The 22,577-nt window shown below is 68.5% G+C and carries 15 protein-coding genes; 5 read left to right on the forward strand and 10 right to left on the reverse strand.

Translation table 11 applies throughout. The features are described 5' to 3' along the window. Positions 1 to 73: 73 nt before the first annotated feature. Positions 74 to 880 carry a hypothetical protein gene (locus tag ABGB06_RS38550; protein WP_347600115.1) on the reverse strand — a complete coding sequence of 269 codons (807 nt, stop codon included), beginning with the start codon at positions 878 to 880 and terminating at the stop codon, positions 74 to 76. Positions 881 to 1,542: 662 nt separating this feature from the next. Continuing rightward, complete coding sequence (locus tag ABGB06_RS38555) at positions 1,543 to 1,929, reverse strand: hypothetical protein (RefSeq protein WP_347600118.1); 387 nt, start codon at positions 1,927 to 1,929, stop codon at positions 1,543 to 1,545. A 346-nt stretch (positions 1,930 to 2,275) separates the two neighbouring features. Here ABGB06_RS38555 and mobF point away from each other — a divergent pair, with 346 nt between their 5' ends. Together mobF and ABGB06_RS38565 are read left to right on the forward strand one after the other, a co-directional pair. Then, positions 2,276 to 6,301, forward strand: coding sequence for a MobF family relaxase (mobF, locus tag ABGB06_RS38560; protein ID WP_347600121.1), 4,026 nt, complete (start codon positions 2,276 to 2,278; stop codon positions 6,299 to 6,301). 65 nt (positions 6,302 to 6,366) lie between these two features. Beyond that, positions 6,367 to 6,843 carry an alpha-galactosidase gene (locus ABGB06_RS38565; protein ID WP_347600123.1) on the forward strand — a complete coding sequence of 159 codons (477 nt, stop codon included), beginning with the start codon at positions 6,367 to 6,369 and terminating at the stop codon, positions 6,841 to 6,843. A gap of 201 nt (positions 6,844 to 7,044) precedes the next feature. On the opposite strand, the gene ABGB06_RS38570 is transcribed toward ABGB06_RS38565, so the two are convergent. Beyond that, positions 7,045 to 8,847 carry a family 43 glycosylhydrolase gene (locus ABGB06_RS38570; protein ID WP_347600126.1) on the reverse strand — a complete coding sequence of 601 codons (1,803 nt, stop codon included), beginning with the start codon at positions 8,845 to 8,847 and terminating at the stop codon, positions 7,045 to 7,047. A gap of 892 nt (positions 8,848 to 9,739) precedes the next feature. On the opposite strand from ABGB06_RS38570, the gene ABGB06_RS38575 reads away from it, so the two are divergent. The 3 genes from ABGB06_RS38575 (at position 9,740) to ABGB06_RS38585 (ending at position 13,298) form a co-directional block, all read left to right on the forward strand. Beyond that, positions 9,740 to 10,270, forward strand: coding sequence for a hypothetical protein (locus tag ABGB06_RS38575; RefSeq protein ID WP_347600128.1), 531 nt, complete (start codon positions 9,740 to 9,742; stop codon positions 10,268 to 10,270). A gap of 602 nt (positions 10,271 to 10,872) precedes the next feature. After that, the gene (locus tag ABGB06_RS38580) at positions 10,873 to 12,564 is read left to right on the forward strand and encodes a hypothetical protein (RefSeq protein WP_347600131.1); all 1,692 of its coding nucleotides are present in this window, start codon (positions 10,873 to 10,875) and stop codon (positions 12,562 to 12,564) included. Positions 12,565 to 13,103: 539 nt separating this feature from the next. Next, positions 13,104 to 13,298, forward strand: coding sequence for a hypothetical protein (locus ABGB06_RS38585; RefSeq protein ID WP_347600169.1), 195 nt, complete (start codon positions 13,104 to 13,106; stop codon positions 13,296 to 13,298). Positions 13,299 to 13,591: 293 nt separating this feature from the next. Here the strand turns inward: ABGB06_RS38585 and ABGB06_RS38590 are convergent, their stop codons facing one another. From ABGB06_RS38590 to ABGB06_RS38620, 7 genes are all read right to left on the reverse strand, one after another. Continuing rightward, a complete protein-coding gene (locus ABGB06_RS38590) occupies positions 13,592 to 14,797 on the reverse strand; it encodes a DUF6602 domain-containing protein (RefSeq protein WP_347600172.1) in 1,206 nt (401 codons plus the stop codon). Positions 14,798 to 15,200: 403 nt separating this feature from the next. Then, a complete protein-coding gene (locus tag ABGB06_RS38595; RefSeq protein ID WP_347600134.1) occupies positions 15,201 to 15,665 on the reverse strand; it encodes a hypothetical protein in 465 nt (154 codons plus the stop codon). Beyond that, entirely contained in the window at positions 15,662 to 17,350 is a 1,689-nt protein-coding gene (locus ABGB06_RS38600) for a TraM recognition domain-containing protein (protein WP_347600137.1), read from the reverse strand. The genes ABGB06_RS38595 and ABGB06_RS38600 overlap by 4 nt, the downstream gene beginning before the upstream one ends. Continuing rightward, entirely contained in the window at positions 17,347 to 18,717 is a 1,371-nt protein-coding gene (locus ABGB06_RS38605; RefSeq protein ID WP_347600140.1) for a hypothetical protein, read from the reverse strand. The genes ABGB06_RS38600 and ABGB06_RS38605 overlap by 4 nt, the downstream gene beginning before the upstream one ends. Continuing rightward, positions 18,714 to 20,213, reverse strand: a complete 1,500-nt coding sequence (locus tag ABGB06_RS38610; RefSeq protein WP_347600143.1) for an SCO6880 family protein — start codon at positions 20,211 to 20,213, stop codon at positions 18,714 to 18,716. Before ABGB06_RS38610 ends, ABGB06_RS38605 begins: the two co-directional genes overlap by 4 nt. Then, positions 20,210 to 21,691 (reverse strand): hypothetical protein, encoded by a 1,482-nt coding sequence (locus ABGB06_RS38615; protein ID WP_347600146.1) that lies wholly within the window; start codon positions 21,689 to 21,691, stop codon positions 20,210 to 20,212. The genes ABGB06_RS38610 and ABGB06_RS38615 overlap by 4 nt, the downstream gene beginning before the upstream one ends. Continuing rightward, positions 21,688 to 22,572, reverse strand: a complete 885-nt coding sequence (locus ABGB06_RS38620; RefSeq protein ID WP_347600149.1) for a hypothetical protein — start codon at positions 22,570 to 22,572, stop codon at positions 21,688 to 21,690. The genes ABGB06_RS38615 and ABGB06_RS38620 overlap by 4 nt, the downstream gene beginning before the upstream one ends. Positions 22,573 to 22,577: the final 5 nt, after the last annotated feature.

Below are 22,577 nucleotides of genomic sequence, written 5' to 3' on the forward strand. Positions count from 1 at the left end.
ACAACCGACGGCATCCGCGACCTCCCGGGGAGCGACGACACGACAGGCCACCACTCCCACGGAATCACAGACCCTATGCCTGAACAGCGAAAACGCCGTCCTCAAGTCCGGAAAGACAACAGCTACTAAGTCCTGCCTCGTCTGCGCTCTGAGCCTGATACAACTCGGCCTGTCGCCGGCGTCCTTCCTCCTCTACCTGTGTCCGTTTCGCCTTGGCCTGCCGCAACTGCTCAGAGTTTGCCTCAAGCTGGCCCTTCTGTTTGGCAAGTCGCGAAGCCTCCGTCAAGGCTTGGTTGTGGATCAGATCAGCGAAGGCCTCCACTGTGGGACCCTGAAAATGTTCGCGGGAGAAGGTGGCGGTCCTCCGATTCCGCTTCGCGTCAGCCAGGTGCAGATAGATGAACTGCGACTCGTATACCGGCCTATCCACCTCAAGCCCGGCCAGGTCCAGTTTCCACTCGACGTCGGTATCGTCCTGCTCTCCCTCAGGTGCCACCTTCACAGAGATCAGGACGTGCTCGTGCAGCCGTAAAAGCCCCAAGGAACCTCCCGACACTCGGCTCCCCCACCCTGGCCTCAGCAGAGCCTCTCGGTCGCCCTCAAGCAGCCGGATGCGCTCCTGGTGTGTCCTGAGCTGAGCAGACAACTTTCGCTTAAGCTCCGCTGTCTCGAAGCGATGTTTCTCCTCCACCCCCCGCTTCTGTCGACGAGCCTTGTGCAGGGCCTGGCGTTCCTCACTGTTCTCTCCGCCGAAGGCGTAGCGCCACTCGCTCACACGGCATGGGTATAGCACCCACTGTCGCGCCAGGCCTGAGACGGCGAGCAGCAGTAACAGCAGCAGTACAGTCACGAAGTCCAAGACACTCTCCCTGCCAGACATCGACGGCAGCAGTGTCCCAGGGACACCGGCACCAGGGCAGTGCGAACGGGTGTCCTGGTATGCCGCAGTGTCGAGAAACGATCGTCAGCAGGGCGCTCCTGGAGATCTTCCTCGCCTGCGCGAGGTTGTTCAGCACTCGGGACCGCACGTCCGACCCCCTGGGCCGATGCCGCCGGAGAGAACAACGGGCTGTGATGGGGGCAACCACGGAGCCAGCAGTTGGTCCAACTCGACGACGACTCCGCCCAAGGGCTGGCAGCCGGCTGGCCGTCGGCCCCAGTTTGATGCAGGGGAGTGAGTGACCATGCCTAGGCCGCGCTACCAGCCTCGACTGACAGGCGGAGGGCCCACGTGGGACCAACGGTCTCCAAGACAGCAAAACGCCCCGCCCACCGGTGCTGCGCCGGAAGCTGACGTCCTGATGGCGCTCGACGAAGCGATGGTCAGCCTCCAGATCGCTCTCCAAGCGCGCGACTTATCGCGCGCACGCGCAGCTCGCCGGAAGGCATGGGGCTACGTCGAACTTCTTCCAGCGGGGAAGACGTGGCGGCAGCGCCGCGCGCTCGGCCGCTACAAGGCCCGGCTGCGAGAAGCAGAGAGGGCTCAGCGTCGGGGGCTACCCGACGGCGTGAGGGAACGCTAGGTGCTCCCACGTCCCTGGTTCAGCTACGCGTCGGGGGCGCAGTCACACCAGCGCGCGTGTTGTCTCCCGGCTGCTCCAGCGGAACGTGGTCCCGAGCGCCCGGCAAAGCCGCGTGCGTTCCATGCTTCTCGCGTCGGTGGCGACGCTCGTAGGCGCGGAGCTCACGCACGTCGAACGGTGTCATCTCCGCCAGGTCATCAACGGACGGAAACGCCTCCAGCGCCCGGGTCACCGCTTCGGCCATCGCGGCCTGAGCGGCCCGCAGCCGCTCGGCGGCGCTATCCAAGTCGTTCAACGCCGCCGCCTCGGCTTGTTGGCGGCGCCTCACCTCCTGGCGCTCCTGTTCCTGTCGCTTACGCAGGCGTCGACGCCGTTCTTGCATCTCCTGGTCGTGTCGCGTTGCCATAGCGCACAGGTTGCCCCGGCCATAAACGTTCGGAAATGCGATCCGGTCACGCCGCGCCGAATGTGGCACCTGCGGGTTACCTCGCATGCACCAGTCTGAGCGAACAGCCGATGACGGTTAAGCACCTGTCACCATCATCCTGGCCACCTATGACGTCGAGACAGACACCGAGACGACTCCACCACAGCAGCCAGCAGAGCCATCTCAGATGCTCAGCCTTTTCAAGATCATCTTCAGGCACACCGTTTGCACTCCGGCCCGGTAGCGTCCTGACGTCGTAAAGTCACTTGGTGTGATCAGGTGTGTCTGGCGCGCAGCGGCTCCGCCCAAGGCCGGGTGGTGAGCCATGATCACTCTGCACCCGATCAGCGCCGGTTCGGGCATCGACTATCTGCTCCGGACCGTGCTCAGCGGTGATGTGACGCTGGGTCGGCACGAGGCCACCGCCTACTGGTCCTCGGGTGGGGACACGCCCGGCGAGTGGGTCGGGACCCAGGCCGCCGCGCTCGGACTCGGTGGCCAGGTCGCCCAGGAGCAGGCCGACGCGTTGTTCAAGGACGGCGTCGATCCGGTCACCGGCCGGCCGCTGGGGAGGGCCTGGCCGCGCTACCCCACCGCCGACGAGCACCTGGCCGTGCTGCTGGCGGCCGAGCCGAGCGCCTCCCCCGCCCGGCGGGAACAGCTCCGCGCCCAGGCGCAGCAGGTCGGCAACCGTACCGCGCGCTCCGGCTGGGAGATGGTCTTCTCCCCCGTCAAGAGCTTCGCGATCCTCTGGGGCACCGCCGACGACGCTACCCGGGCCCGCCTTGAGGAGGTCGAGCGCGCGGCGTTCCGTACCGTCTTCTGCCGGCTGGAGCGGGAGGCGTGCTGGACGCGGAGCGGTCCGGGCGGGGTGGTGCAGGTACGCGGGGAGGGGTTGATCGCCGCCGCGTTCGAGCACCGTTCGAGCCGGGCCGGCGATCCGGACTGGCACCGCCACATCGCGATCTCGGGCAAGGTGCGCACCGCCGACGGCCGATGGCTGGCGCTCGATGCTCGGCACCTGCACCGGCTGGCCGTTTCCCTGTCGGCGCAGTACACGGCCGAGGTGGAGCGCGGGATGTACGAGGCGTTCGGCGTTCTGGCCGCGCCGCGTATGGACTCCATCCGTCCGGACAAGCGGCCCGTGCGCGAGTTCCTCGGCGTCCCCGACGCCGCGATCCGCGGCTTCTCCGCGCGCCGAGCGCAGACCGAGCGGAACCTCGCCGCGCTGCTGTCGGAGTTCCGGGAGCTCAACGGGCGGGAGCCGACCCGGGCCGAGGAGTACGACCTGGCCCAACGCGCGACGCTCACCGCCCGCCCCGACAAGCACGCACTCGACGCGGAGGACGAACGCCGGCAGTGGCGGGCTCGCGCGAAGACCCTCGGCATCCGTAGCCCGAAACGCCTGCTGGCACGCGCCCGCCGCGCCTCCCGAGGCGCGCCACCGGCCCCGCACCCGCTGTCCGAGGTCGTCGCCCGCGTCCTGGAAACGCTCGAAGGCGACCGCGAGACCTGGACGCGGGCGAACGTCGAGGCCGAGGCGTACCGGCAGCTCGTCGCGGCTGGCTGGCACCTCCACACCGGCTGGCCGGAGTGCGCCGAACGCGTCGTGCGGGAGGTGCTGGACCCGTCCCGGTGCGAGTTGGTGACGGCGCCGGAGCCGGTTCCCGTGCCGGACCGTTACCGCCGCGAGGACGGGACGCCCGTCTTCGTTCCGTACGGCTCCGCCCGCTACACCAGCCACGGCCTGAAGGCGAAGGAGGCCGACCTCGTCGAGGCGGCGAAACGGCCGGCGCCGGTCGTTCGGCTGACGCCGAGCCAGGTCGACGCCGCGCTCCCGGCGGGCGACGAACGCCGCGGCTTCGTGCCGTCCGCCGAGCAGCGGGGCATCGTGCACGCCGTGTTCACCGGCGCCACTCGCGTCCAGGCAATCACCGGCCGGGCCGGCACCGGGAAGACCACGATCATGGCGCTGGTGCGCGAGGTCGCCGACGCGCACGGCCTCCCCGTGCTCGGCCTGGCCACCGGTCAGGTCCAGGCGGACAACCTCGCCGAGCAGGCCGGCATCCGCGCCGAGAACCTCGCTCGTTGGCGCTTCATGTCCGAGACCTACGCGCCCGGCAGCCCGGAGTGGACCCTCCCGCCGAACGCCGTCGTGATCGTCGACGAGGCCGGCCAGACGGACACCGGCGCCCTGCACGCCCTCCTCCGCCAGGTCGAGGCCGCCGGCGGACGGATGCTGCCGGTCGGCGACCCGCGCCAGCTCGGCGCGCCCGGCGCCGGCGGCGCGCTGGACCTCATCGCCAGCGATGCCGGCAGCCTCCGGCTCACCGAGATGCGCCGTTTCCGCAACGCGGACGGCACGCCCCGCCGGTGGGAGGTCGAGGCCGCCGCGGCCGTCTCCCATGGCGACGCCGACACGTCGTGGCAGGCGTACGCCACCCGTGGACGCCTGCACGAGGGAACGCTCGACGCGATGCTGCATCAGGCGTACGAGGCGTGGCACGCGGACACCGCCGAGGGCCTGACGAGCATCCTCATCGCGCCCACCAACGCCCTGGTCGCCCAGCTCTCGCACACCGCTCGCTCCGCACGCGTCGCGGCCGGCCTGGTCGACGACGCGACGACCGTCGAGCTGGCCGATGGCAACCGTGCCGGCGCCGGCGACCAGATCGTCACCCGCGTCAACGACCGTCGCCTGACGTGCACCAACCGTCCCCAGCAGTACGTCAGGAACGGCGACGTCTGGACTGTCCTTGCCGTCACCTCGGCCGGCGACCTCTGCGTCCGGCACGGCCGCACAGGCGGTCGCCTCACCCTCCCGCGCCCGTACTGCGCAGGCGCCGCCGAGCTCGGCTACGCCCTCACCCACACCCGCGCCCAGGGGGTGACCGTGCACACCGGCCACGCGCTGATCGTCCCGGGCATGGACCGCAACGGCGCCTACCCCGCCCTCACCCGCGGGGCCCTGGAGAACCACGCCTACCTCGTCTGCCGCGACCAGCTCAACCTCGAAACCGGCGAGCCGGCCCCAGACCGCACCGGCCGGCAGCTGTGGGCCGCAGTAGTCTCCAGGGACGGCACCCAGCTCTCGGCCACCGCCCGCCAGCGCGCCGCGTTCGACGAGGCCGAGTCGCTGCGCACCCACGAGCCACGGCTCCGACAGGTCCTGCGCGACATCGCCGAAGCCGACAGCATCAACGCCATCGCGGACATCCTCGGCCCCCGCGCCGCCCGCCAACTCTCCGCCGCACCCGCCTGGCCGGCGCTGCGCGACCAACTCCTCCGCCTCGCCGACAACGGCATCGACACCGACCGCCTGCTGAAGACCACGTACACCCAGCGCCTCATCCCCACGGTCGACGACCAGCCCTCCCACGACGCCGCCGCGATCCTCCACGCCCGCAACCGCCGCGCCCTCGACCCGAACGAAGGCGGCAACCCCGACGCCTTCCGCCTCGCTCTCAACGCCGCGCGCCCGGACACCGCACACACCTACGAGACGACCCCCACCGCCGACTCGAACGACCTCCTGTCGACCCTCGGCCTCCACCTCCCCACGCCCGACACCACCGACGACCGCCTCACCTACGCCCACGCCCTGGCCCACCAGCTCACCGAACGCGCCACCGCCCTCGCCGAGACGGCCCAGCACCAGGCCCGCACCGGCGACGGCTGGCCCGCGGCCTACGGCCCCGAGCCGCAGCACATCCCCAACGCCGTGGCCTGGCGCGACCGCCTCACCGCCGCAGCCGCCTACCGCGACCTGTCCGGCTACCAGGGCACCGACCCCACCGGCCCCGCACCACCCCCCGAACACAGCCACCACCGCGCCCTCTGGCGCACAGCCCAACAGGTCGACGAACCACCACCCATCCACGCCGCCCGACTCGCCACCGAAGCCCCGCCCTGGCTCACCACCCTCGGCCCCCGCCCGGCACCCGGCGACCGACTACGCCCCCTCTGGGACAACACCGCCCACACCATCACCGTCTACCGCAGCCTCTGGGACCACGGCGCCGAACACGCGCCCATCGGCGACCGGCCGACCGAACCCGTACAAGCCGCCGACCACGCCGCCGCATCCCAGGCCATCGCGCGCTGGCGGCTGGCCGCGAACAGCAGCCGACGCGACGCCGCCCATCAGCACCCGCACCTCCACCGCCCGGATCTGCGGGAGGCAGCGCACCTTCGGGAGACCGATCCATCCCCGGCACCCGCCGGTCGCGCACAGCGAGACCTCGACGACCGCCTCACGTCCGCCTACGGCCCGACGGCCAGCCCTGGCAGACGTCGGCACCCGACACACCTCGCCCAGGCACCCGGTCGAGCAAGCATCCCCGAGGTCTGATCCAGCGCCTCAGAGCTCGTAACACGATCATGAGCCGTTTCCAACTTGGCTGAGTAGCAGATTGGTTGGCGTGGGAGTGGCGCAGTGCCGGGCGGCAATGCCCTTGTGTTCGCGCCAGCGGGGCAGGCGCCCACGTCGGCCCCTCCCCCGCGCACTCCTCGCACCGCGTCACCGACCTTTCCTTCCGGGCCGCCGTCGGCCTCCAAGGCCATGCCGGGCTCGAATGGGACCTGCTCGGCTGCGACGACGCCGAGCTCAGGTCGGTCCGCGCGTACGGGGCGCTCTACCGCGAGCTTCGCGACCTCCTGCACAGCGGTACCGTGATCCACCCCGACGACGTCGACCCCGCGTTGCGGGTGCGCGGCGTCGTCGCTCATGATCGATCACAAGCCCTGTGGACCGTCGCGGCGGTCGCCCAGCCCGAGGAGTCCCTCGCTGACCGGTTGCGGCTGCCCGGGCTCGACCCCGACCGCCGCTACACGGTGCAGGTGCGGAACGACGTCGGCGCACCACGGACCGAGTGGGCGCCCCGAGCTGGCTGAGCGCCACCGCACCACTCGTGCTCTCAGGCCGGCTGCTCGCCGAGGTGGGTCTCCAGCTCCCCACCCTGCTGCTGTGCAGGCCCCGGTCTTCCACCTCACCGCCGTCGTGTGACGACGGCACCCGGACCTCCTACCAGGTCCGGGTGCCGCCCAGGCCGTTCGCCGATGCCGTCAGCCCGAGGTAGGGCCTGTCCTCCGACATCAGGGCACCACCACTTCGAGGCGAACGTCGGTCAGTTCCTCTCGCAGGTCGCGGGCCGGGCTGAGGTTGAAGACGGGAACTCCGTCCCTGCCGAAGTGGACTCGGTGCATCGCGGACGAGACCACATCGTGACCCACGGGCGAGGCGACCGCGTGGTAGCAGATCCAGGTGTTGCCGTCGTAGTCGGTGAAGAGGGAGTTGTGCCCGGCACCATAGAGCCCTTCCACCGACTGGTAGTTCAGGACCGGCGTGATCGCCTTGGACCATGCGGAGGCAGCCAGGTAGTCACCGCCTCGGGGAATACTCAGCATCCCGATGGAGTAGGTGTAGCCTCTGGCCGCTCCACCGGAGTACGTGATGTACACGGTCTCGTCGGTCAGGAACGGGTACGGGCCTTCGTTGTTGATCGTCCCCTGCACGTTCTCCCAGCCGTACAGCGGGCGCGTCAGCAACACCGGTTCACTGATGAGACGAGTGGGATCAGCCACGGTCGTCTCCGCGATGTAGACCATGCTGCCCGAGTCCATCGGCGAGTCCAGACCTGTCCGGAATGACCAGACGAGGAAGCACCTCTCGTCAGCCTTGAAGTAGGTCATGTCCAGCGTGATGCTGCCACTCTCGGCCAAGTAGGAGCCGTCGGCCTTCCGGACCCGTACGGGGGTCTCCCAACTGTCGGCCTGCATGATGTCGTGACCCTTCTTGAGTCGCATCATGTGGCACTGTGGCCCCCACTCGGTGCCGCTGACAGCGAACAAGATATAGAGGTCGTTGCCGATCTGGTGGAACTCAGGGGCCCAGAAGGTCTGCACGAAGCCCTTGCTCTCGTCCGCGTCGAGGATCACCTGCTCGCGGAACCCGTCGTCGAACAAGCCGTTGATCGTCTCGGACTCTCGGACGTAGAGGCCGATGTCGTCCACGTTGTCGTTGGTCGCGATGTAGTAGTACTTCCCTTCCCAGGGCAGAATCACCGGGTCCGCGTACCCGCGCGCCAATGGGAAGGGGTGAACGGGAGTCTGCACCGTGCCGGAGACTCGGTAGGTTCCCGGCGCCGAGAAGTCCACTGCACTGGTGTCCCAGGCGACAGACTTGTCGGCCGTGGAGCCGTCGGAGTAGACGGCTGTCGCCTTCACCGCGGCCAGTTCCGACAGGGAGGACGCGACGACAGTCCTGGGGACGCGGGTTTCCGTATGCGCCAGGGGCGTCCACCGGTCCCGAACGGCTTGCGCGATTGACGGTTCCACCGCGAGCAGGTTCCCCGGGTTGATGTCCGTCAGGTTGCAGGGGTCCGCAACCTGCGGGAACCGGGATGCCGGCCGAGGCCCCTTTGATCCTCCTCCTGCGAGGTCGACAACCTGGTTCACATACATGTTTCCCTCAGCGTCTCGCCACAGAAGCTCGTACGCGCCGACCGCCTCGTCGTACTGACACGCGACGGCATCGACATGCAGGGAGTTGTGCAACCGAAGGAGCCCTCGGGATCGGAACTCCGTCAGATCGGTCGACGTCCACACCAGGACACAGCCACGGCTTTCCTCGTCCTGTGCTCCCCGGGGTGCGACACGGACGGCGACCAGCCCGAACCCGCCTTCTCTCGTGCGGAACAGGAAGGGGTTCTTGGCGCCCTTCTCCAGGATCGTGTTGTGCTCGCTCACCGTGGCTTCGGGAAACAGGATCCCGTAGTTCTGGTTGAGCGGCTCAAACGGTGCTCCGTCTTCGCTCAACGCGAGGTGGATGCTGTTGCTCAGCGAGTCCGTGTACTCGTCGAGCGGTGTTCGGGTGTAGACGAGAACTCTGTCTTCCATGACGTACCTGTGCCGTTCAGTGTCTGGCGTTGATGAATGGTCTCTGGATCCGACGACGGTTTTGGACGACGGGCGATGTGTAGTCGGTGAACAACCCTATGGGCTCGTAACACGATCTTGTGATGGGGTGCTGGTGGGCGTGTCCGGCGTGGCCGTTTGGTCGTTCGTGAGGGTGTGAGCAACAGGCCGTGGATCGTGGACGACGGGTTGTGGGCGGTGATCGAGCCGCTGTTACCCGCGTGGCCGCAGCGGTCGCCGGGGCCGCGACCGGTGGATGACCGCCGGTGTCTGCAGGGCATCCTGTTCGTGCTGTACACCGGCATCACCTGGCAGCAGCTGCCGCTGGAGCTCCGGCTCCGGCTCCGGCTCCGGCCAGACGTGCTGGCGGCTGGGCCGATGGCACCAGGCCGGGGTCTTCGACCAGCTGCACCGCATCCCGCTGGCCGAACGCAACGCCGCCGGCGAGATCGACTGGTCGCGGGCCTGCGTGGACGCCTCCCACGTGAAGGCGAAAAAGGGGACGAGGCGACCGGCCCGTCGCCGGTCAACCGGGGCAAGACGGGCAGCAAGCACCACCTGATCAGCGACGGGAACGGCGCCCCGTTCAAAGTCATACCACCGCCGCCAACGTCAACGACGTCACCCAGACCCCGGGCCTGGTCGACGGCATTCCCCCCGTGGCCGGCCGCCCCGGCCGTCCCCGCAGGCGCCGCCGACGCGCTGCTCGGCGACAACGGCTACGACAGCAACCCCAACCGCCGCGAACTGCGCAAGCATGGGATCCTGCCCGTCATCCCCCGCAAGGGCAGCCCGGACATCCGGGACCTCGCCACGCTCCGCTACGTCATCGAGCAGACCGCCGGGGGCGTTGGCGGTCGCGCCGGAGATCGGGGTGCAGTTCTACGCCGACAATCCCAACAATCCCTCGCAGTGCCGTGGCGCGACGGGCCAGCAGTGGGCCGCCGCGCCGGGGTGGTCCTCGCCGATTCTCATCGACACCGACCAGCGCAACCAGGGGTGTCAGCTGGCGTTCGGCGTGTACGACGGGGACGGGAGCGTCGCGGGGCTGTCGCTCTCCTACACCTGGCAGGCCAGTCACGGCGGCAACGGGGCGACGCAGTGCGGGAACCAGGGCACGCACCAGGCGCCGGTGAACCAGTTCCGGGCGTTCGGGCCGCTGCTGGGGGCCGACACCGACCAGCGGGAGGGCTGGTGCAACCTCACCTTCTCCGTGTCCGGCCGCTCGGACGTCGTCGTCGACGTGCAGTGGTTCCCGGAGTTCGAGAACAACGGGCAGTGCCAGGGCTACGTCCCGCAGGGCCAGTACCGCACGGCCTACCCGAACGGCCCGCTGACCATCGGGGTCGACACCGACAGCCGCAACGGCGGCTGCTGGCTCTCACTGCGCCTTCGCCAGGCGTGACCCGACACGGCCGGTGACCGGGCGCCCGGGACGGCACACGCCGCCCCGGACGCTCACGTTTCCTTGGACGCGCCGTGTTCCGAACCCACGAGCCGGGTTGTCCACAGCGGCATCCCGACATCCGCGCCTCTACCGCCGAGGCATGGCACTATGCCGTCAAACCGATTCCTAAACACCTGGAAACGCGCCATGGCGGCTCCCACCACATTGAATGATCTGCATTCCATCCTCCAAGGCTCTCCTCCTCTCGACGTGCTGAACGCCAGTTGGGAGGCATTCGACCTAGGACAGCGCGCTGCCGACGGCGTTGTATGGGAGGAGGAATTCGACGAGATCCGCGCTCTCTCGGCAGCACAAACCTGCACCGCGGGACGGGCGTTGCTCCCACTCCCCAGAAGCGGCCAACCCCTTCCTCTCCCCGGAACACCTGAGGAGAGCATCAACGAGTGCGCGGCCCTTCTACGACAAGTCCATCGAGCTCTCCGCTCACTCCCACTGGGACATGCCGGCGCGGAGTTCCTCCGGCCGGACGACCTCAACGAAGTAGCGGAGCTGGCCCACGAGGCCGCCGAGATGCTCGACTCACTGCGGGCTGGCTGACCATGCCCCTGACGCTCGGCGCCGCGTTCGACGCCTCAGCCTCAGCGCTCCGCGCCGCGGCATCAGCGCTACCTCAATCCCTCCCGCCGGAGGAGACACTCGCACTGCTGTCCCAGGTACACGACTTCTTCCAGTCCCTGCGTGCCTACCCGGACCACGTCGCCCGCATGGCGGCTCAGGTCCCGGGGTCGCGCACGGTGCTGGGTCGGCGGCTGGCACCCCTCAGGAGCAACTTCGCCATCGCCGAACAGCACCTGGCCCGAGCCTTGCAACGGTGCGAAGCCAACGGCATCGCCACCGGCCGACCCGAGCCGCATCTGGAGCAGGCACGGGTGCACCTGGGTGTCTCCCGCGACCTGTTGAACGGTCACCGCGGCCCGGACAACACCCCGCGCAGCCCGTACCTGTACCTCCTGGGCGCCGCCGACGCACAGAACTACGTCTTCACCCGCATCACCGAGCTCGCCTGGCACACCGGCGGCTTGGTCCAACAGCTGGCACCCCACGCCGGGAGCGCAGAGACCACCGCCGACCTCCGGCTGGCCCAGGAGGCGATGCACCAAGCCGTCATCCTCGGCCGGCAGAGCGCATCCCCCACTCTGTGGGAGTTCTGCGAGCTGCCCCTCGTCGCCGCCCCACGGAACACACAGCCCGAGCGGGCGACCTTGCTGGAGCGTATGGCCGAGGACTGCGACCGCATCCTGCTCAGCACCTTCCAGGTCGTCAACGAGACGGAAGCACCGCTCAGCGGCTCGGACCTCCAGCAGATCGCCCGATACTTCACCCTCGGCCACCTCCTGACCGGGCGAACCCTGATCCACCTCTCGCAGGACCGGCCCTCCGCGAACCAAGAACACCTGCGGCAGACCGCCAACGACCTCCGCGACGCGGCCAAGCAGTGGCAGGCCCTCGCCCAGTCCTTCCACCGGATCGTCGATCTCTCCGACCCCCGAGAGCACCCGGCGCTCCCCCGCTTCAGCTACACGGACGTCCACACCGGCCGGGCGAACCCGATGCCCAAGACGCAACCACACCGGGTAACCGTCGCAGCCGCCGACATCAGCCTCCGCATCGGCCAACTCCTCTACGGAGACCAGTGGCAGCCCACGACCCGCGCACCCCAGCCACGCCCCACCGCCGACATCGCCCCCGACGCCGAAGGTCTCCGAACCGTCGTCGTCAACCTCCACCGGTCCCTGGCAACAGCCCACTACCTCGCCGACGCCGGCCCGTACCTCCTCGGCCGCATCCAGCACAACCTCGTCACCGACGCCCCCGAGCACCGCCCCGTCAAGCTCGGCAGCACCCTCCGCTGGTACGCCCTCCCCGCCCACCAGCTCGACGAGCTGTGCAACACCTTTCACACCATCGCCACCGCGGCAGGTCGAGCCAACGAAACGCTCACCACCAGCGCCCGCTCCCTCGGCGCCGACCTCCCCCGCGCCCACCTCGACACCGCCACCCGCAAGGCCATCCCCCTCGCGCTACCGCTGGAACGCCCCCTCCCCCGAATCCCCGGCATCAACGCCCCTGCCGCCAGTAGACGTGCCCCCTCCTGGGCTCTTCAGACCCGCAGGTCTCCTGGCCTCCGGGGCCTCGACGACCAGCTCCGAGTCGTCTACACCCGCTCCGGGCGTATGCCAGTTCAGCCATCGGCATCAAGGCCCAGCCACAGAGCTCCCGGCATCTCCTGAGCATCGCCTCGTCATTCCGTGAGTTTCCCCTTATGCGGCCGGAGCCGCGATCTCTAAATGCTCTCATCGGTTTGTCCATTGCTCTTCCATCCCCCTGCCGATGGTGAGGGGTGGCCGGACTAGCCGGAAGTTGCTGGCCAGTGAGAGAGACGGCACGTGACGGGTGGCCGGTGATCGGCTACCGAAGACCGAAGACAATCCGAACCAGCGTCTGCGAGCACTCCGGTCGATTCGGGGTCCGCCACACCCGTTTCTCTATCGCGCAGAAGCAGCAGAAAGCCTTCTCGGTCCCGCCTGTTGTCTCATCACTCAAACGACTCATCGTGGCAACCGTTGTTGCTAACCATTGCCAGAGCGACCCTAACGATCTTGCCATGGAGCGACAACTCGTGATCGAAAGGCTGTCCGGGCTGCTTCATGCGCAGATTGACTCACGCGCTGCACAAGTTGTCCAGTTTTCACGCTGCCGGCCGCCCAACGCGATGCATAGCATGACGGCTGCTCAATAGTCCACTCCAAGAGGTGTCCTGAGCTTGAAACTGTACTGCTGGACCTGCGACAGCGACGAAACGCACCGCAACCTCACCGATGCCGAGAGTACTTGGCTCAAGAATCGCTTAGGCCGGAAGTTCGTCAATGAGTTCTTCATGTGTGAGGCATCAGGTTGCCGCAATCTCCGGACTGGCCTAAACAAGAAGCCCTTTGACGTCCCTATCCGGGTTCCCGTGGACTGACCGTACACGTGGCGACAGGCGGCCGACACGGCCGCGGTGCCCGGGCGCGACGAGTACCCGCCGGGAGACGCTCCGCCCTCCCGGCGGGCCCGGGTAGACGTCGATCGCATCGCGTGCTCAATCGCCTGGGTGAAGCCATTCAGAGCTGATCTTCTCGTTGTTCCGCAGCGCCTGCCGCCCGGGTGCTACGGAGGTTCGGCAGCCTGTCTCGCCACAGGTGCCGCTCGCCGGTGTCTTCGAGGCCGCCTTGACGCCTCACTCCGAGTCGATTGTTCCAGCCCGAGATTGATCTCCTATTCTCTGCGTTCGATATTCCTGTTGAGCCAGCGAAAGAGCCGACCAGTATTATTCTCAGCCGCAACAATACGCCCGTCGGCCAAGAATGCTGTAGCACAGTCGGTGGCAATAAGCACAAGTTGACATCCATCACTAGATTGCGCCACGAGACGAGTTTCAATCAGTTCCGACCAGAAGCGGTCGAGATCTTCAACTCCTTGCGCTCTAAGAAATGAAATCAACGAGCCGTCATCGAACCTGACAGTCTTACCTTGGCAGAGCCCATTGATAACTACCCATTGCAGGTTCGATAGAAAACTTGGTTCCCAATCCTCAACATCCCCCAACCTTCTCAGCGAGGCCGCCGTGTCGTTGACGAATCGATAGTGCCAGCCCACCTGACCACCTTCGCCCTTGCCTGCCTTGGCCAGAAGAAATGCATGCGGCACTTCCAGCTCAAGGTCCTCACCCCAGGGATCGCCGATGTCGTATAGCCGATCGAGCCGCGTCCATATCGCTTCCAGAATCATTAGTATGGGGTTCACGGGAGTCGATAAATAGAATGGCCACCAATCGTCATCGACTAGCGGGGCAGAAAAGGGTTGACCGTTCGCCTTGAGGAGCGAATACCTGCCTGAAACTATCAGCTGGGGAACGTTTCCGACCCCAAACCCCTTCACGCCGATATTCGCCGCGAAGTATTCATAGAGAGCCTTGCGAAACCCGTGTTCAGATTTTAATCCATGATAGCCGATAATGATCCGCAGTGGACTAAAATGCTCCATTACGAGCGTATGGAAGAGCATCTCAAGGTGAAACGGAAGAGATTGAAGTTCATCATAGTTAGGCGCGATTCTGCCCGTCGTCTCTGCGTACACACGTTGGGCAGACTGAATGTCTGTCGTCTCGCCTCCTCGGCTTTTGAAAGTTTGACTGTACGAGTGGTCGATATCTTTGATCTCATTCAGATGCCGAATTGCCTCTGCCAGTTGGGCAGAATAAAGCGTCTTCTTGACCTCAAATACCGCAACAACTTTCTCGATATGCCAAATGAAATGATCCGCGCAAGGGATTGATACACCTTCGCCACGGACTACCATACAGTCAATTTGGCCTGACCTATTCCCCAGTCCGTCAGTTATAAAACCAGAAACCAATCTCAAATCAAGCCCTGGAGGTATAGCGCGTGCTAATAGATGAACAAGAAAGACCTTCGTACATATCGCCTATCGTTGGCCCGTGTGTGATATCTGTGGTGTCCAGAACTTCGCGCTCCTTCTCCATGAGTTTGAGAATAAAATCGGCGACGGTTCTGATCATCTCCGCCCCTCTCTCAAGATGACAGCCCATCTCCAGTGCTTCTGGAGCTATCCCGACCACAGACAACGGCCATGGAGAGCCATGACGGTTGCGAGTCAACAAGTTAGACATCGTAGCCCGCACGAGGTTGTACGAATTCTTCGGAGGCCTGTGTCAACAGGTTCGACCCCATCTGATCTCTGGAGCTTGTGTTGACGACTAGGGTGGCGTTGCTTATCTGCGTCCAGTCTCGGTAGGCGCGACTCTGAGCTCTTGTACGCCGTCGCGAAGCAGAACCTCTGCCTCCCGCCCGGAGCCAGAGGGCGGTCACTGCTGGCCGGACACTGGGACGTCGGAGCGGTCACTGATGGCCAGGTTCGCTGTCTCGGAGGTGTAGCGCGCGGGTAGGGCGTCGTGGTTGCCGCGTAGGCAGGGGGGGTTGGGGCCGAGGGTGGTGGTGAGGCGGCGGTGGAAGATTTCTAGGTCGTCGTGCCAGCGGGGGATGTAAGCGGCGGTGGAGGCCGTGTAGACGTCGATGCGGGTGAAGGCCAGGGCCGCGAGTTCGTGGGCGATGTTGGGGTGGTCCGGCCAGCAGGCGGGGATGACCTGCGTTTCGTGCCAGCCGTAGGTGTGGTTGAGCCAGTAGGCGACCTGGTCGAGCCATTCCCATACGGCCGTGGCCACGGGGTCGAGGAGGGAGCACAGATCCCAGGGGTGCGGGGCAGTCGGGTCCGGGTTGTCGAGCCGGATGACGTCCGGGAGGGGTGGCCAGGGGAGGAGGCGTGTGGTCATGGGGTGGGGCGGCCGGTTTGCCAGGTGGTGTGGTGGCGTTGGTGGGTGAGGCGGCGTTGTTCTTGGTGGTGGGTGCGGGTGTCGTCGGCGTGTGTGCGGATGGTGGCGATGTCTGCAGAGATCTGGGGCCAGTCGGGGTGGGCGGTGAGCGGGGGGAGTTCGACGAGGATGGGTGGGAGGTTGCCGGCGAGGAGGAGGGCCTGGCCAGTGGCGATGTCGAGGTGCTGGATGTCGTGGGCGCGGAGGACGGGTTCGCGGTCGTGGGAGACGGAGCGGCTGCTGCCGGTGGGGCGGGTGCGGCGCGGGGCTCGGTTGATGGTGGCGGAGGTCTTGAGGATCTCGGTCGTGCCGCAGAGTTCCTGGAGGTCCTTGAGGAGGGCGACGTCGTGGGAGCCGCCGAGGACGAGGGTGTTGTTGGTGATGGCCGCGAGTTCCTTGGCGACGTCGCGGCCGAAGCGGGATTCGGCTGAGGCCCAGCCCTGGACGAGGTAGATCACGCACAGCCCGCGGCCTCGGCCGTCGGCGACGCGTTGGCGGAGGGAGGGCAGGGGCGCGATGTTGGGTGCCTCGTCGAGGGCGACGACCAGGGGTGGGTCGAGGCGACGGTGGGGCTTGGTGACGGCGAGGTGTTCGGCGCGGTCGAGGACGTCCTCGGTGATGGCGGTGACGAGGGGCGAGATCGTGGAGTGGGCACTGTCTTTGCCGAGGAGGTAGAGGGTGCCGTTCGCGTCGAGGAGGGCCTCGATGTCGGTGGCCTGGTCGGGTGGGACGTCGACGGCGTCGATGACGGGTTGGTGGGCGAAGGCAGCCAGGGCGTTGGCGAGGGTGGAGCGGGTGTTGCCGACGGCTCGGTCGTCGCCGGTGGTGGCGTCCAGCAGGCTCTCGGCCCATCCCGGGCCGGCGCCCGGGTGGTGGTGGAGGATCTGGCGCGGCGCGGGGTCCTCGGGTCGTTTCGCCCAGCGGAGGACCTCGCGCCAGGAGGCGCCGTCGAGGGCGGCGGCGTGGATCAGGCAGGAGAGCCAGGTGCCGGCGAGGTGGCGGTAGTGGGCGGCGCCTTCGTCGGTTCGGCCGGATCCGGAGGCGGTTGCGCGGGAGCCGGCGATGAAGGCTCGGCCGCGGAGTTCGGCGGTGAGGGTGTCCTCCGCGCCGTGGATGGGTGACCAGCGCAACGGCTCCTGGCCGGGGACGAGTTCCTGCGGGTCGAGGGTGACGACCGGACCGCGTCGGCGGCGGGCGCTGAGAGTGAGTTCGATCAGGTCGGGCTTGGTGGACGTGGCGAGGGTCGGTCCCGGGACGTCGCGGAGCAGGCGGGCGAGGAAGCGGAACGTCTTGCCCGAGCCCATGGGGCCGATGACGCGGAGGGCCTGGTCGTACGGCGAGTACAGGGGTGTCCGGTCGCAGGCGGGGTGGGTGGCGTTGCCGAGGAAGTAGCCGTACGAGGTTGGGGACGAGTCGTCGGTGAGGCTGGGGCGGACCTGGGTGCCGGCGTGGCGGACGGCGGCCTCAGATAGGTGGGTGCGGAGTTGGTCGGGGCTGGCGAAGCCGGCGTGGGGGGTGGCCGGGGTGACGCCCGGGCGGGGATGCCGGTGAAGGGTTCCGCGGAGGTAGGCGAGGGCGCAGGTCAGGGTGAAGGCGAGGAGGATCAGCGCGATCGTCGAGGCTGGAGGGAGGGGGAGGTGGGTCATTGGGTTCCCGGTCGGCGGGTGGTGGTCATGGCCTGGTCGGTGTTGGTGATCTCGACTTCGAGCGGCGTTCGTAGGTGCTGGACCATGCGGGCCGGCTCGTGGCCGATGCGCAGCACGTGGACGCCCTGGGCGAGCGCGGCGAGTTGGGTGTTGAGCGTGTGCGGCAGCCGGAACTGGCGTAGCGCCTGGGTCGCGTCGTCCTCGCGGGACTGCCGGTAGACGTGGACGATGCCGGCCTCCCGGACCAGGGCCATGGCGTCGGAGTCCTCGCGGATGTCGCTGAGGTGGTGGACGACGGTGACGAACGACAGCCCGATGCCGCGTCCGCGTTTGGCCAGCGAGCGGAGGACGGAGGCCACCTTGTCCAGGCGGGCAGTGTGGTAGCCCTCCTCGAGGATGATCAGCCGTTGTCCGTCGCGGTGCGCCCAGACGGCGGAGAGGAACGTCGCGACCAGGGCCATGACGAGGGACAGCGCCGGGGAGTCCTCCGGCAGCGCAGAGGTGTCGAAGACGATCAGCGGCGCGTCCAGGTCGAGGTCGTTGCTGGTGGTCTGGTCGATGAGGCCGGAGAGGTCGCCGGTGATGAAGCGTTCGAGGTCGAGGGCCAGGTCGAGGCCCCATTCGATGACGCTGCGGCGGGTGACGATGGCCTCGTCGCGGAGGTGGGCGCGGGGTACGGCGTCGGGGCTGGGGTCGTAGAGGGCGGCGACGACGTCGTGGAGTGTGGCGACGCGTTGCTCGGTGCGGGCGCGGTGGAGCGCGGTGAGGTGGGCGACGCGGAGGGCGTAGCGCTGGTGGGAGTCGAGCCGGCGTTCGTGGGCGTGCTCGGCGACCATCAGCAGCAGCCGGTCCTGGCCGACGCGGCCGTCGCCGCCGGACTCGGACGTGGTGGAGATGCGGGGGTCGAGGAGGTTGATCGCGGTGCCCCCGGAGCGGGCGAAGCGGACGGGGGTGACGCCGCATTCGGCGGCGGCGCGTTCGTACTCGCCGCGCCCCTGCTGGTTCTTGCGGTCGAGGACGACGACCTGTTTGCCGCAGGCGACCTGGCGGACGCAGTACTGGGTCTTGACCAGCGACGACTTGCCGGAGGAGATGTCGCCGAGGACGAGGACGTTGGGGCTGGTGACGCGGCCCTGGTCGTAGAGGGCGTGCGGGTCGGTGGTGATGGGCTGGCCGGTGGCCAGGTCGATGCCGGTGATGGGACCGGCCAACGCCGGGTGGGTGGCGACGATCGCGGGGTTGAGGGCGGCGGCCTGCCGGGTCGAGGTGAAGATCGTTTCCAGGGTGAGCTCGCTCCGGCCGGTCAATTCGTGGTGTCGGCCGCGCGGGCGGTACTCGGTTGGGGGTGGGGTGGTGGGCGTTGTCATGCCTTGATGCCTCGGGCCATGGGGAGTGCGAGGAGCAGCGCCTGGTGGTGCCGGTGATGGTGCCAGCGCAGACGGGTGAGGCCGCCGGTCTCCGCAGCGGCGGTCACTCGGACGCGTGCGGCGGCCAGTTCTTGCGGGGTCGGGGCGGAGACGTGGACACGGATCGCGGGGAACGTGCCGCCGACGACGGGGGTGAGGAGGTCGTGCAGGACGCGGCTGGAGGAGGACATCGCGGCCTCGCTGACGCCGGTGGAGACCTGGCCGCGGCGGCGTTCGCCGTGGCGGTCGGCGGTGTTGTAGGTGAGGGCGAGGCGGGCGCGTTCCCGGGCCGAGACCTTGGGCACCAGGCGCCACTGGACCTGGATGGTGCGGATGGTGGCCGGGGAGATCCCGGTGACCAGGTGTTCCATCCAGCGGGCGGTGACGGGTTGGAGGGGCCAGGCGTCGCGGGGGACGGAGGCCACGGCGTGGTACCAGGGCCGGTGGGTGTCGTTGACGCTTTCGGTGCGGACCCAGTCGCGGCCGGGGACGCGGATCTGGGACCAGCCGTCGGTGACGGTGGTGATGCCGTCGAGCAGGTCGATGTCCAGGTCGGGGTCGTGCAGGTGCCGGATGAGGGAACCGAGGCGGCGCGGGCCGAGGACGGCGCGCAACGGGTGTCCGGCGCGTCCCACGCGGGCGACGACGTCGCCCAGGACGTTGAACGTCTCCGCGCACAGGCCGTCGAGGTCGGTGGGCTCGGCGATGCGCTGGGCGAGTTGGGGCAACGGGATGCGGACGGTGGCGAAGCTGCGGTACTCCTCGGTGGTGCCGGCGGCGTAGCCGGCGAGCTGGTGCATGGAGGCGCGCAGGCGCGGCGGGATGTCGGGGGCGAGTAGGGCGGCCATGTGGGCGCGGTAGGTGTCGGGGTGGACGGGGAGCACGCGGGTGCAGATGTCGAGTTGGTCGACGGGGATGTTGGCCCCGGCGAGCCCGCCGAGGAGGCGCTCGAACTGGTAGCCGGCGGTGTTGACCTCCCGGGTGGACAGGAGGCCGTCCCCGCCGCCGGTGATCTCGAACGTCGCGGTCAGCCGGCCGCTCGCCCAGGACCGGTGTCGGTGGTCGCGGTGGTGGATGAGGGCCATGGGGGAGTCGGGCGCGGCAGGTGGGGCGTAGGCCAGGACGCGGATGTCGCCGACCTCGCGGGGCAGGCTCTCGCCGGGCACGTAGTCGGGGCGTTGCCGTGCTCCGCCGGTGAGACGCCAGGTGAGCCGGTCGACGAGCGCGGAGCTCCAGGCGTCGCCCTCGGTGGTGCGGCGGCGGGCGACGATCCAGGCGCCGGCGCCGAGGGCCAGGCCGGTGAGCAGGACGACGAAGGACTGGGTGGCGACGAGCAGGATGAGCCACACCAGCAGGTAGGCGACGAGGGCGGTCAGTTGGAGTGGGGTGACCGCGCCGAACAACGAGCGGCGTTGGGTCTCGCCGCCGAGGACGTAGGTGCGTTCTGGGCCGGTCATCGTTCGGGTTCCTCGTCGGGGGTGGAGTCGTCGGTTGGGTGGGAGGGGGCGGGTTGCGTTCCGGGGTCGGCGTAGGGGGTGAAGCCGCCGCCGGGTGGTGCGGCGGCGTCCGGCGGGCCTCCGGGTTGCGGGACGGCGCGGGCCGGGTCGGGGTTGAAGCCCGCGGCGCCGGTGCCGCTGTCGTCCGCGTCGTCGTCGCTGCCCTGCTGCGCCGCAGATGCGGCCGCGCCGGCGCCGCCGGTGGCGGCGATAGTCGCTGCCTGGGCGGCCTGTTCCCGGTCGGGGCCGGACGGGGAGGCGGCTGCCGGACCGGCGTCGTCGTCCTCGTCGGCGTCTTCACCTGCGCCTGCACCGCCTGAGCCGCCGGCGGCACCGATCTGGCTGGTGCGGGCTTCGAGGTGTTCCATCACGCCCGCCGTCATCTCCCCGGCCGACGGACTTCCGGCGACGGCGCGCACGTCGGGATCCATCCCGGTGCCCGGCCCGGCGGTCAGCGACATCAGCCACATCACGACCATCGGGAACGCGTCGATCATCAACAGCCCGACGGCGAGGAACAGCAGAACGCTCAGGCCGTCGTCGCCGTTGTCGGCCGCCAGGAGGGAGTCGAACGACGACCAGATGGTGTTGAAGAAGAAGTAGATGAACGCCGGCAGCAGCATCAGCCCAGCGATGAGCGAGGTCAGCCGCCGCAGCGTTCCGGACCACGGCGGATAGACCCAGGCCACCAACGCGAGCGGCACCAGCAGGGCACCGAGGTGCAGTCCCCACTGGGCGACGGCCATCTCGATCAGCGTGACCAAGCCGAGGCACAGGATAAACAGGAAGAGGAGCAGGGCCAGGACGGTCCCCCCGAACGCTCCCCAGTCACCGGCGTTGTCGACGATCAGGTCCATCAGCCGCTCGACCGCGCTCTCCGCGTGCGCCGTGCCTTCGTCCGCGAAGACGCGCGCCAGGTCGTTGGCGGCTACCTGGAGGTGCAGCAGGATCAGCGGCCCCGCGGAGATGAGGGGCACGACGAACACCAGACGCCAGCCGGACTGCCGGAACAGGTCGGTGGCCGTCGCCGACGAGCCGGAGGCGACGAACTGGGCCGTGATCCAGACGAGGAGGAAGGCCAGCACGATGAGGGAGAGGCCGAAGCTGGTGGCGTACTGGGACGCCCACCACCGTTGGTCGAAGGCCGGCGCGGTCACGCGTTCGCCGAGGGCCTGGATGTAGGTGAGGAGGCTGACCGTCGACTCGGCCATGCCCTTGACCCACTCCTCGATGAAGCTGTCCGGCACGATGTCGCCCAAAGCGTCGGTGACGGCCTCGACCTTCTGCCGCTGCGCCTCGCCGACCCAGCCGTAGACCCAGTTCACGCCGGGGATGTCGTTGAGGGTCGAGCACGCCCACTCGCCGAGGAACGCGCCCTCGCACTCGTCGTTCTCGGCGGTGCGGCTCACTCCCGCCCGCCGAACTGCCGGGGCGGTCACCGCAGCACCTCCTCGGACAGCGGCGGTGGGCGTTCCTCGCTGGCGTCGGCGAACGCTTCCCAGCCCTCGCCCAGCAACGCCGCCCGTTCGGCCAGCGTCGTCGCGGGCTCGCCCGCCTGCGGCGGGGTGAGCGGTACGTCGAACGGGCCGGATGTCCGGTCCCCCACGCGCCAGTCGCCGGCGTTCCAGTGCAGCGCCACGCGGCCCATCTGCCACTGGGTCTGCAGGTCGAGCACCTCTCCTCCGTCCTCGACAACGCCGAGGAGGCAGGGCATCCAGTAGTCCACCGCGGCCTGCTCCGTCCTGAAGGCGACGACGTCGTAGGCGCCCAGCTCGGGGAAGCACTGCGAGGTGAAACGCGTCGTCGTGGAGACCTCGCCGTTCGGGTCGAGGAGTTGGCCCGTTGCCGTGAGGTCGTGCTCGGCTCGGAAGTCCGCGGCGGCCGCGTCGAGCTCGGCGGCCGAGGGCGGCTCCAGCATGGCGTCGCGAACGTACGCCTCGCGGTCCTCGGCGGCCATCCGCTGTACGACGAGGGCCGAGGCGGCGAACGACGCTCCCGCCTCGACGGCGCCCGGCTCCGTTCGCGGGAAGCCTCGGGGCAGGCCGGACACGCTGCGGGTGGCCAACGAGGCCGCCGCGGTGGCCTCGCCGCGAGGCATCTCCTCGGCAGGTGGTGAAGGGCTGGCGGACGGTGCGTTGTCCGTCGGGGTCGTGCTCGGGTCGCGGCCCTCGGGGTACGGCAGGAGGATCAGGGCGACCAGCACCAGGAGGGTTCCGACGCCGAGCAGGGTGAGCAGCAGCTCGTCGTGCCGGTCGGAGGAGCGCGTACGGTGTCCCTTCTCTGGTGGCGGCGCGGGCTGGTAGTCGATGCGGACGTTCACGGCCT

The sequence above is a fragment of the Streptomyces sp. B6B3 genome, assembly GCF_039871525.1.
Lineage (GTDB): Bacteria > Actinomycetota > Actinomycetes > Streptomycetales > Streptomycetaceae > Streptomyces.